Origin of the sequence: Robertmurraya sp. FSL W8-0741 (assembly GCF_038004005.1) — a bacterium.
GTDB lineage: Bacteria > Bacillota > Bacilli > Bacillales > Cytobacillaceae > Robertmurraya > Robertmurraya siralis.
This window is the reverse complement of the sequence record NZ_JBBOQG010000001.1, coordinates 912,853-924,492: the sequence shown is the minus strand read 5'-3', so window position 1 is coordinate 924,492 and position 11,640 is coordinate 912,853. Positions and strand designations below refer to the sequence as shown.

Below are 11,640 nucleotides of genomic sequence, written 5' to 3'. Positions count from 1 at the left end.
TACCCATATTCTAAAACACTTTTGACATAAGCTTAGCTTGTTCGTGAATCATTTCACAATAATGATAAAAGAAAAAGAAAAAATTATGAATTCTTTATTTTAACCGACGGGGAAAATTAATTATTTTTCCCTATACGCACTAGATTTGAAGGAGATTTTATGAATCTGTATGATAATATCAAAGGGTCAATAGAAAATAAAAAATGAAAAGAGGTTTTTGCCAATGACAAGTCATACCGCCGAACGTTTTATTCAGGAATTAAAGCAACATCAAAATGAAGCAGATATAGAAAAAATGAAAAAATTTTTTAAAGATTCGGAGGAAAGTACGAAATGTTTTGGTCTGAAAATGCGCACCGTGTTCCAAACTGCAAAACAATTCATAGATATGCCTTTAATAGAAATCGAACAGCTTCTAGAAAGTAATTATTACGAAGTAAGAATGGGAGCAGTAAGCATTATGGATTTTCAAGCAAAAGCCAAGAAACAATCCGAAGAGCATAAACAGGCATTGTATGAGCTTTATATGCGAAGACACGACCGAATCAACAATTGGGATTTCGTCGATCGTGCAGCTCCTTCTGTTATCGGCTCCTATTTGCTTGATAAACCGAAAGATGCTCTCTATAAAATGGCAAGATCACTTAATATTTGGGAAAGAAGAACAGCGATAGTAAGTACGCTAAGCTTTATCAAGACTGGTAACACGGAGGATACCTTTGCAATTGCTGAGATACTAGTAAAAGATTCGGAGGAATTAATCAACAAGGCTGTTGGAAGTTTGATTCGGGAAGCTGGTAAAAAAGATGAGGATAAGCTGAAATCTTTCTTGAACAAACACGCCAGCACTATGCCTAGAATTACCTTAAGATACGCCATTGAAAAGTTGGATAAGAGTACAAGAGATTACTATTTAAATTTTAGAAACAGTTAATGCTATGCTTGAGTGAATGATTAAATGAGTATTCCTATTAAAAAGGTCTTTGCTAAACAACAGAGAAACTTCTTTCTATGAAATCTGCAGAACTGACCTCTAACTCAATTAACCAAGAAAAACCTCAAACTGGAACTCAGAAAAAATTAAGCCATCGAAATAACACTCGTTATCAGTATCGATTTTTCAAAGCGACCCTCACCAACATGGTTATAGAGGTATAAATTAATAATAAACTTAAATTTTTATTGCTCCGGTGATAAACTGACCGTTTAGTGAAATGAGATGCGGATGAACAGTTTCTCCTTTTATAAGAATTTTGCAAATGGGAAATAAAAATTAGAGTGTTAAGGAGTGTCCCAAAAGTTAGACTTTGCACCGCCTCAAAAAAAATTGAGGAAAGTGAATTTCTTGAAAAGCGGCAATACCTTTGGAACAACCCCTATAGGTTGTAGGAAATCTACGCTCCTTTTTTCAAGGATGCTTCAGAATACCTACAAATTTTTTACAGATCATCATAAGTGATCAGTTCTACATTTAATTCTTCAAGCCATTTTCGTGTTCGTGGGTCGCACAACATATCCACTTCCATTGGTCTTGGCAAAGTAAGCGAGGAATTTCTTAAAATAAAGCCATCTAAGTATCCAGGGTGACAGACAAACATACAGTATCCTCCCTTATCTGCCTGTTCAACCGTTTTCTTTAATGACTCAAATGGGTTATAATCCATATCCGGCGCTATCGTTTCCATATTAATGCGAACTTGTTTATGGTTGATTTCCACCTCCCCTTCCATGGAAAAAGGAGAATACTTTAGTCCATATTTTTGCGCAACAATCTCCAATCCTTTAAAGAAATTATCACTGGCAATTGCATGCCCATCAATATAATGTGGCTTCTCTCCCATAAGCTCAATATACCTTTTATATTGAGCTTCAATCTCAAGGATCACTTCATCCAACACGACAAAATCTACTTTTGCCTGACGATATTCCTTTGATGACTTAAATTCTCCCTTCTCATTCGTAATACTTGGTATCAGCGAAGGATCTGTCAGAGGTTTGCCCACGGAAATATTGGTATGTTGTCCAAGACAGACATCCGTATCTTTTAATAACATAAGTCCATGAGAAACTGCAGGCATGTTCATCATCACCCCAACACTTCCAATAATGCCCTCTTTTACACTTTTGGCAATACCATAATTGACACCCTCAGAATAGCCTAAGTCATCAGCTCGTACTAATAATTTTTTCATTTTTTTGCTCCTCCTTTTTTTCGTATTGTCAAAACTTTTATAAAAAATAGGTTATAAATGACCTAGTTAGATGGCTTTGTAAGCAAAAAAATTGCCACCCCCTGAATTCTAAGGATTATTGAGGTTACCACACACCCAAAAATCTTAGGATGGAAGTGACAAGTTGTACCCTCAAATATAATCTATCTATTAACTTTTATAAACTATCAAGAACAAATCGTTCGAACATTGCTTCCTCTTCTTGTGGGGAAGAGTATGTTCGATAAACTCGTAGAAACGCCCATAACTAAATCTTTTTGAAAGCTTCAGGTGGATGAACTTCCCGTCACTGTCGTCCCCCGAAAAACTTGACTTCTCGCGGAGCAAACCTTTGAAACCAGTTCGAAGACATAGAAACGCAAAAATAAAAGTCTCAAAATCGATGATCTACCCACAGTGTGGTGCTCCATCTGATTACTAATATGCCAATAATGGAGCCAAAGACCATTTCAATGTATGTGTGTGCCTGTCTTTTCAGCGATAAGAACCGTTTTTTTTCTAAAGTGGCTATTTTAAAATGCCCTCACTGTGCCAAAACGCTTGATAAGATCAAGGAGCGAGAAGATTTTCACATATTTAAAATAATGCCTGTTCTTACTATTCAAAGGAAGTTAAATGCCCTGTCCTCAAAGGAGAAAAAACAGTTTTAAAAAGACCCGCAAGCTTTTAACTGGAATATTCCCATTTTGACCAATAGCATCTCTCATCGAAAGCTAAATCACAATTACTTTGGCGCCGTCAGGGGTAAAAATAAATTTCCTTCTAATATTTTGATCACCGAATGAGGACACACTTTGCTTTTTTTAACGTTCTTTGTCCTTATGAACCCTCCATGAGGACACGCTTTGCTTTTTTTCAGCTTTCTTTGTCCTCATGAACCTTTTATGAGGACACACTTTGCTTTTTTTTGGCCTTCTTTGTCCTCATGGACCCTCTATGAGGACACACTTTGCTTTGGTTTAGCTTTCTTTGTCCCCATGAACCCTTTATGAGGACACGCTTTGTTTATTTTTAGCTTTCTTTGTCCCCATGGACCCTTTATGAGGACACACTTTGCTTTTTTTTAACGTTCTTTGTCCTCATGAGCCCTCTATGGGGACACACTTTGCTTTTTTCAGCTTTCTTTGTCCTCATGAACCCTCTATGAGGACACACTTTGCTTTTTTTCAGCCTTCTTTGTCCTCATGAACCCTTTATGAGGACACGCTTTGCTTTTTTTCAGCCTTCTTTGTCCTCATGAACACTCTATGAGGACACACTTTGCATTGTTTTTGCTTTCTTTGTCCTTATGAACTCTCTATGAGGGACACACTTTCATTATTTTTGCTTTCTACGTCCTCATGCATCCCTAGAAGGGAAATCATCCAGAGTTATCAGGGCTGCCAACGATGCCAGCCCGATGGACAAAACTCATTGAGTTCGCTTAACAATGGATTACCCAACAGAGGTTTGCCTCACATTTTGTTTAGCAGAGCCCTTGAGTTTTAGAGCTGTTCAGCAATCGGCGGAGCGAACTCTTGACAAACTGAACTTACCAATGGTTTAAAATGAAAATAGCCAAGGGCGATTTGGTATACCTTCTTTCTGTCCTCTTCACCCTTGTTACTCCACACACAAACCATTGGCATGTTGGTCAAGATCGATTGCGTGACCTTTCCACCTAATAAATGGGAGAGAACCTAAACATCTAAGTAGTTTTCATAGAACTTTGACACTACCTTTTATTTATCAATAACTCTAAGTATATTTAAGAAATATGCATGATGTTCTCTTGCCTTTTTCTCTTACCTTTTATTAAAACAAATTCATTAGGAAATTTTTCAGAGTTTGTTACAATAATGGCAGTTGTGGTTGCATAACCAGCTTCTTCAATTTCAGAGATAGAGAATGTCATGATCGGCTGCCCGCATCTTACTCTTTCTCCTTCTTTGACTAACGGTTGGAATCCTTTTCCATTCATTTTAACCGTATCTATTCCCACATGAATTAACAGTTCTATCCCTTCTTTGTTTTTAAGAGCAATCGCATGTTTTGTAGGTGTGATTAACATGACTTCCCCGTCGAATGGTGCATATACTTCACCTAACGATGGTTTCATCCCACATCCTTTTCCAAGCATTCCTTCTGAAAATACGCCATCCTCTATTTCTTTTAGGGAAATAACCATACCATCCATTGGGGCGAAAATATCACCATTTTCTTTCTTTTCATCCTGAATTTTATCAATAAATTTTTTGAATATGCTCATGTTTACCACCCTTATTGTTGTTTTTGGATAAGAGGATCATCTTTTTTGAAGCCAAAGAAGTAAGTGACAACCGCAGCAACGACAATTGAAATAAGAACGGATATAACTGCATGAACAAGATTGGCAGTTGAACCACCAACATAGCCTAATATATTAAGGAAATTCGCAACTGGAATCATGGCATAAGCCGTAACACCAAAGAGTCCAGCATAAAACCCACCAGCAAAACCTCCGGCAATCATACCAAGTAATGGTCGTTTATAACGAATTCCAACACCATACATCGCAGGCTCTGTAACACCACCAACCAAGTTTGCAACAACATACCCAAAACTTAATCCACGTTGCTCCTTATTGCGGATACGCAGCGCAGCGCCAATTGCCATACCAGCTACAGCAAAGCTTGCTGCCGTCGCACCAGGTGAAACTAACGCTTCTTGACCACTGTTAGTGAATACAAGGATCAGCATAGATATCATAACTAAATGCATTCCACTCAACACTAAGAACTGCCAAATCGCGCCGATAATAGCGATAGCTAAGAAACCACCTACATCAGAAAGCCCTAAAATTCCGTCTGAAAAATAATGACCAAGAAAAGAACCTGCAGGACCCAACACGGTTAGAGAAATAGGTAGCATTACAATAATGGTTAAGCTAGGTGCAAAAATCGTTTTTAAAATACTTGGTAAATGTCTATTAAAAAATCTTTCAACATAACTCATTACCCATACAGACATAATGCTTGGGAGAACAGTCGATGAATAGCTTTGAACACTTGTAGGGATTCCGAAAACTGAAAACTCATTCCCCTCAGTTGCCATTGACATCAATGTTGGATGTAGCAGTATTCCTCCTAAGAAAATAGCAAGTACCGGAGTGGCACCGAATTTTTTTGCAGCCGTATAAGCAACAGCAATTGGGAAGAAGTAGAATCCAGCATCCCCAACAAAATCAAGTAATATATATATATCGCTTTGATCACTAATAAGCCCCAGCATACTTGGACCAAGCAATGCAATTAAAAATTTAAACATCGACGCCGCAAGCAGCAGCGGTATGAGTGGGGTAAGAGAACCTGCCAACCCGTCGAGAATTCCACTTCCGATGCTCTTCAGTGTGATCTTTTTCTTCGCCAGTTCAACATTATTATTTTTAGCGTTGTTCTCAAATCCGCCCACTTCTACTAAGCTCTGGTATACTTTATCTACCGTTTGCCCAATAATCACTTGAAATTGGCCACCTGTCTTCATGACTCCAATAACACCTTGAATTTTTTTAACTTCCTCCTCGTCAGGTAAACTCTCATCCTTCAGATTAAAACGGAGCCTTGTCATACAGTGGGTTACGTGGCTGACATTGTCTTTTCCTCCAATTGCTTTTAGCACATCTTCTGCTACTTTTTGAAACTGTTCTTTTTTAGTCATCTTTTTTCCTCCTATATAAAATAAAAAAACCCAAAGCCAGGATGAGTTGGATCTCAACCTAACTTTGGGTGATGCCTCCCTAACGAGTAACAATCCCTACTATTTATATTTTGGTATTCTTTATAATCCGATTGATATGCATCATTAAATACAAAATCTCGTCATCTGTTGTTTTTGATTCCAGCTTTTCATCAATAAAATTACCTATCATAAAAGCACAATCATACACCTTTTCATTGTTTTCTTTCATTACTTGCAAAATTACGGAATTGTCATTCATAAATTGTGTTTCTTCTTTAATTCTTTTTAAATAATACCTCATATGCATAGCAAATCTATTATAATTAAAGCTCGCTCTATCTATGTTTATCGAGAAAAAGCCTTCAATCTTGTCTGCAACTTCGGAAATTAATGCCTCTGTATCTGGACCCTCTGTTACAGGTTCCTTTTCTTCTTGCGCATTGACAAAATGCATCGCAATATTCGTAACTTCACTTTCGGGTAGTATGGCGCCTAGCCTTTTTTTGACCAATTCTACAGCATATCTGCCAAGATTCGTTTCAATCGGATATAACTGCTCAACATCATAAGAAAACAGCATTTGCATTTTTTTATACTTTTTCAAACGAATAATGGCGAAATTTATATGATCCGCTAACCCAATTAACAGATTTGGATTGAGAGGCGATGAGAGTGTCTTCCGAGCTTTATCAACAATTAGTGCCGTTACCTCAAAGATATTTTCTGGAATTTCCTCCATCAGATTATAAAATCTATTATCAATCCGATAAAATGTCATAGAAATCGAACTTAAATCCTTTATTTCATATGGCATTGGCGGAAAACCAATTCCCCTACCAAAAGCAATTAGTTCTTTATTATTGTTGTCTGTACAGATTGCTACGTTGTTATTAATTTTTTTAATTGCCTTCATCGCTTAACTCCCATATAGATTATTATCAATACAAAAAGCCCTTTGAAGCATACCAAATAAAGATAGGTAATGCCTCAAAGAGCAACAATCTCTAAGAGTAACAATCCTTTAAAACGCAACCATTCTGTTAACGCTTACGGCTATAATAGCATAATGCATTTTGCTTAGCAATACTTTTATTCACTTAAATAATGGAATTTTCTAATTATTAAGGATAGCAGAAACATATGGAAGTGTAAATAATAGTTTTGAATGATTCTCGATTTCTAGGTTCAAACTAAAAATTGGATGCTGCTATAGAAACAATAACTGTTCGAAGGAAAGATAGTCAGTATTTTTTGTTTAAAGCAGCATAGTTTCCCAATAAAATACTGTTAGTGCGGCATTGAATTTACCGCAAGATAAACAGCCATAAAAAGGCTAAAACAGCTTAAAAGAATGAGAATAATAAAGGCAACCTTTCTACCTAAATTCCCCAAGAAAAAGATATTAACTGTGATGTAATAAATAAGCGCACTTCCACCAATAAAAAACAAAATCTCCTTCGTGTAATCACTTGAAGGAAGCGGATTTGTCAAATTAGTCAATGCCAATCCACCGAAAATGAATATACCGAATATATTCAGGAGTTTTTGCATTCTAACTTCTTTATTATATGTAACTTCAGCACTCTGAGACGTTTGGATTTTGGCCTCCATCATGACACCCCGCTTAATAAAATAATTATACGAATCATACTAAGTAAAAGATTCGTATATACTTAATGTAATGTATAAATCAATCTTGCTTGATTATTTTCAAGGACAAGAAACAAAAAAGGGTATATCCCTTTTTTGGATCAACGTAACTCGCTCATACTATCACCCATTGTATAAATTCAATCTTTTTTCACGGTAGATACCCCTAAGCCTGCAACAAAATAGAGCGCCCCATTAGTTCCTGAAAACACCCATCATTAACAATTTTTATCGAATAACACTCGAGTTTCAGAATATTTTTCTTATAACACCTTTATTGCTAATAGTGGGCATAGTGCTTCTCTCCCATCTAATAATAAAAGGTGATAGAATCCTTCTTAAACTAGACTGCCCCCTTTATAGTTGAAAAAGCCGCCTGGTTTTAGCAGCTGCTGAGCGCCTATCCGTTCAAATGCGTAACTTCACCACATCTTAGAAATTAGGACTATTTACATATATTAACATTTAGAGGCTTTTTTATAGTATAATGATACTTGATAAGATTAAGGTCTATTAAAAATGAAGTGGATAGGAGATGATAAAATTGAAAAAAGAGATTTTATCAGTTTACTATCTTAGAGTATTCGCTATGCTTTCAGTAGTTCTTATTCATACAACTGCTCAATATAGACATTTATTTGCTGTGAACTCTTTTCAACATCAGTTTTATCATTTTTTTAATAATATCGTTCGTGTTGAAGCTGGGATTTTTATTATGTTAGTAGGTATTGTTTTTTTCTATGCCTACAGAAATAAGCCATTTACTCCAAAAGAACTTTATCTGTATGGGAAAAAGCGTTTTATATTTATATTGATCCCTTATATTGTTTGGTCACTTATATACGAGATGGAGCAATTGTATTTAGGAACAAGAATTTTTAATATTGGTGATATATGGGAGCGCATTCTAACCGGCGGCAGCAAGTATCAATTGCATTTTATTTACTTAGTCGTTCAATTTTATTTACTGCTCCCTTTCATCATCATGATTGTAAAGAAGTCAAATCTGCTAAAGAAATATCTTTGGGTGATTGGAATTATCCTAGAGTTCTTTTTCTTTATGATGAGAGTAAATTATGGCTGGGATAATGTCCGTTTCGTGAATTCTTTAGGCGCATTTTTGCTTGGAGGCTGGATTGGTCTTCATTACGATGAAATTAAGGCCAATCTTAAAAATAACAAATTATGGATTTTGACAGCTTTATTTTTATTCACAAGTATTCCAGTTGTATTGATACGATATCAAAATATGTTTAATGAACGAATTGAAATTCCCGAAAGCTTTTACAAGTTATTGTCTATCGGTTTTATTGTGGGAGGAAGTTTCTTTTTCTTTTATTTGTTTGAAAAGCTTAGTGCTATATTCAATGAAACTACGACAAAAAGGGTTAAAAATGTTGCATCATATTCATTTGGTTTTTACTTGCTTCACCCACTTGTGTTATACCAAGTCATGAATTTCCTTCCTACTAGGGGAACAGGTTTGTCATTTCATATCATGGTTCCTTTACAATATATCATTACTATCTTTTTCTGTTATTTGATTATTTGGTTTGTTCATTCATACGTTCCGTTTGCAAACTTCTTGTTTGGAAAGCTTCCTAATAAACAAAAGCCATTTTGGAAAGTAAAGCATCAAGAAGGAATAAGCGAATCAGCTTAGAAACGCTGTCCTCTTCTAATTTAGCCCTTGTAAAAAGAAATCACTACAAGAGTTTTTCTTCTCTGTGATAAACATTGTCAACATGCATTCATTCCATTATTCACTTCTTTTGCACTACACTTCCAACTACTAAAATCTCTCACATATTTTCTATTCATTCATTTGGTCGTAAAGATATTTCCGGGTTTTGTGAATCTATCGGCAAATTTTTGAATCCTATTCCAAAGAATTATCCATCATTTTCGGATGTTTATAAAAACTTACATTACCCTACCTCTGTTCCCCACTTTTTCTCGTCCTGGACGAAGAGAATGCCTAGCTCGTGGTGGTCACCTTCGTATAGTGCCCGTTGGACGAAGCGTATTTGCTCTTGTGCATCAAGTACTTCCAGTTTGCAATGGGCACGATTTCGCTGCAAGGCCGTGTAGAATCCTGTCTCATCGTGAACGAGACTTCCATTCACTTTGAGCACAAGTTCACCGACCTGCAGCCCCATTTTACTTGCAGGCGATTCGGGGAGAATACCCAATATCATCAAGCCATTGTTACGTTTGGAAAAATAAAACGGCAAACTATCGTCGGTTATGCGATGTCTTAAGGCAATAAATTCCCTTCCTAGGATAGCTAACGATACCGTAACGATCGCTAAAATTGGGAGCCAATAGCTTCCGATTGCCATGAGAACCAAGAGAAGGCCTAAAGCTATCACTTTTTTCCCGACAGCTTGGACAGCTTTTATCGGGAGAATGCCCTGGATCCGTTGATGAAATCCTATTGTAAATGGAACGAGGAGCAATGAAAAGCTTTCTGATCCGATTGAAAAAACTGGCCACCATTCGAATTGGGCTTGTAAAGATGAGCCCGGGATTATCAAAAAGACAGGAATCATCCACAAACGCTTGACTTCATGTATTCCAACACGCTGTCCTCTTTTGCTAATGGTAAGCTTAGGAGAGGTTCCTTTTTTGCCGTTCATGAATATCAAGATGCCCTCACCAATGACAAGAAGCGCCAAAAGAATGGCGATAGACGGATAAATTTTCTCCTCTAATTGGAGAAACGCATTCTGAAACAGTGGTACTGACCACTTTTCTCCCCCTGCAAAAATGGTGAGGAAGAAAGCAAAACCAATCGTAAAGACAGGTGATAATAGTCGAGGATTCATGGCAATGCTTAATACCAAAGTAAGAAGTGCCACAAAAATAATCGTTGCAAATGGAATCGCTAATCCAACCCCAATCATGACGACAGAAATTCCAAGTCCAATGACGATTCCTAATGGTAGGAGCTGTCTCAGCTCAAAATAGGCATTCTCCGCTCTAACACTGAAGTTTTTTCGTTCTCTTTTAACTCGTGATACACCCAATACGGCTGCTAAAAAGAAACTGTAATAAAAAATCGGATGGAGAAAAAGTTTAAATGTACCCTTTAAAAATTCCATGAGCCAATCTAGTCCCACATCTGCCACCTACCTTTGTTCTAAATCTATTAAAATGATCCATTCATCTACTATAATGTAAAATGAGTTTCAACTTTTATTTTACCAAATGTTAGGGAGATAAGGCACCTGTTATATGAGGAAAGCAGCGATTTTTTAAAAGTGAGAGCATTCTACATTAAAAACAGGCAATAAAAAACCCTTAAAGGAGGTTCCTTCAAGGGAAGTTATTGATATTGTTTTAACTGTTGAAAATAGGCATCTTCATGGACAAGATCTGCTTCTCCATTCCAATCAAGATAAAGCTTTGCGACTGTGAAGACGAAGACGGGAAGCAAAAACATATTCAAGACCATTAATGCCCAGTTTGTAATGGCCATCAGCCCCGTTAAACCAATCGCTAAATAGGTTAATAAAAATGAAGCAAGAAAATCAACCGCAGCAAAAAGAAGTAGCAGTCCGCAAATATTCATAAAATGCTCTTTCCCAAACGCGATAGATTTTTTCAAAACTCCCTTTAAAGAGTCATCCTCTGTCACTTTCACAAATGGCATTCCCATCGAAAAGATTAACAAGACGAGACCAGGAATAATTAATAGAAAAAAACCGATTGTCGTTAAGATAGACACAGGAATACTAATTACATATAAAAAGAAAGAATATCGCAGCATATCAACATATATTTTTCCTGTATTCACCTTTTGCGTTCTTGTCTCTTGGACTACTAAACTAATCAGTGGGATTAAAATTAAAAAAAGACTCATGATCATAAAAATGCCTTGAAACAAATTACTCCAAAGGGGGATATTAAAAAAAGCAAGCGGAAGAGAAACAAAATTCACGACAATCGTATAAATAAGTTGAATCGGTAAAATAATCGTCAATCCTATTAATAGGACGCGCCAAAAATTTCTTTTATAAATCGCTAACGCTTCCTTAATTGATGCTAGCATTTCGTATCC

9 protein-coding genes are annotated in these 11,640 nt (G+C 36.5%); 2 read left to right on the top strand and 7 right to left on the bottom strand.

Features of this window, described 5'->3' with window-relative positions:
- Positions 1 to 223: 223 nt before the first annotated feature.
- Positions 224 to 934, top strand: coding sequence for a DNA alkylation repair protein (locus NST02_RS04400; protein WP_095310575.1), 711 nt, complete (start codon positions 224 to 226; stop codon positions 932 to 934).
- A gap of 505 nt (positions 935 to 1,439) precedes the next feature.
- On the opposite strand, the gene NST02_RS04395 is transcribed toward NST02_RS04400, so the two are convergent.
- The 5 genes from NST02_RS04395 to NST02_RS04375 form a co-directional block, all read right to left on the bottom strand.
- Positions 1,440 to 2,192: a ChbG/HpnK family deacetylase gene (locus NST02_RS04395; RefSeq protein WP_095310577.1), complete on the bottom strand. Its 753-nt coding sequence runs from the start codon at positions 2,190 to 2,192 to the stop codon at positions 1,440 to 1,442.
- Positions 2,193 to 3,978: 1,786 nt separating this feature from the next.
- A complete protein-coding gene (locus NST02_RS04390; protein WP_095314702.1) occupies positions 3,979 to 4,479 on the bottom strand; it encodes a PTS sugar transporter subunit IIA in 501 nt (166 codons plus the stop codon).
- Positions 4,480 to 4,490: 11 nt separating this feature from the next.
- Positions 4,491 to 5,906, bottom strand: a complete 1,416-nt coding sequence (locus NST02_RS04385) for a PTS transporter subunit EIIC (RefSeq protein WP_340948162.1) — start codon at positions 5,904 to 5,906, stop codon at positions 4,491 to 4,493.
- A gap of 103 nt (positions 5,907 to 6,009) precedes the next feature.
- On the bottom strand, positions 6,010 to 6,840 hold the full coding sequence (locus tag NST02_RS04380; RefSeq protein WP_095314700.1) for a PRD domain-containing protein: 831 nt from the start codon (positions 6,838 to 6,840) through the stop codon (positions 6,010 to 6,012).
- Positions 6,841 to 7,214: 374 nt separating this feature from the next.
- Entirely contained in the window at positions 7,215 to 7,541 is a 327-nt protein-coding gene (locus tag NST02_RS04375; RefSeq protein WP_340948161.1) for a hypothetical protein, read from the bottom strand.
- Positions 7,542 to 8,121: 580 nt separating this feature from the next.
- On the opposite strand from NST02_RS04375, the gene NST02_RS04370 reads away from it, so the two are divergent.
- Positions 8,122 to 9,240: an acyltransferase gene (locus NST02_RS04370; RefSeq protein ID WP_340948160.1), complete on the top strand. Its 1,119-nt coding sequence runs from the start codon at positions 8,122 to 8,124 to the stop codon at positions 9,238 to 9,240.
- A 265-nt stretch (positions 9,241 to 9,505) separates the two neighbouring features.
- On the opposite strand, the gene NST02_RS04365 is transcribed toward NST02_RS04370, so the two are convergent.
- Complete coding sequence (locus tag NST02_RS04365; protein ID WP_150914907.1) at positions 9,506 to 10,699, bottom strand: PDZ domain-containing protein; 1,194 nt, start codon at positions 10,697 to 10,699, stop codon at positions 9,506 to 9,508.
- Positions 10,700 to 10,905: 206 nt separating this feature from the next.
- The gene (locus NST02_RS04360) at positions 10,906 to 11,631 is read right to left on the bottom strand and encodes a hypothetical protein (protein WP_137744502.1); all 726 of its coding nucleotides are present in this window, start codon (positions 11,629 to 11,631) and stop codon (positions 10,906 to 10,908) included.
- Positions 11,632 to 11,640 lie beyond the last annotated feature (9 nt).

Bases quoted from the DNA above. Each gene is read 5' to 3' on its own strand.
- NST02_RS04380 (WP_095314700.1), bottom strand. From the start codon at position 6,840: ATGAAGGCAATTAAAAAAATTAATAACAACGTAGCAATCTGTACAGAC.
- NST02_RS04385 (WP_340948162.1), bottom strand. From the start codon at position 5,906: ATGACTAAAAAAGAACAGTTTCAAAAAGTAGCAGAAGATGTGCTAAAA.
- NST02_RS04390 (WP_095314702.1), bottom strand. From the start codon at position 4,479: ATGAGCATATTCAAAAAATTTATTGATAAAATTCAGGATGAAAAGAAA.
- NST02_RS04395 (WP_095310577.1), bottom strand. From the start codon at position 2,192: ATGAAAAAATTATTAGTACGAGCTGATGACTTAGGCTATTCTGAGGGT.
- NST02_RS04375 (WP_340948161.1), bottom strand. From the start codon at position 7,541: ATGATGGAGGCCAAAATCCAAACGTCTCAGAGTGCTGAAGTTACATAT.
- NST02_RS04360 (WP_137744502.1), bottom strand. From the start codon at position 11,631: ATGCTAGCATCAATTAAGGAAGCGTTAGCGATTTATAAAAGAAATTTT.
- NST02_RS04400 (WP_095310575.1), top strand. From the start codon at position 224: ATGACAAGTCATACCGCCGAACGTTTTATTCAGGAATTAAAGCAACAT.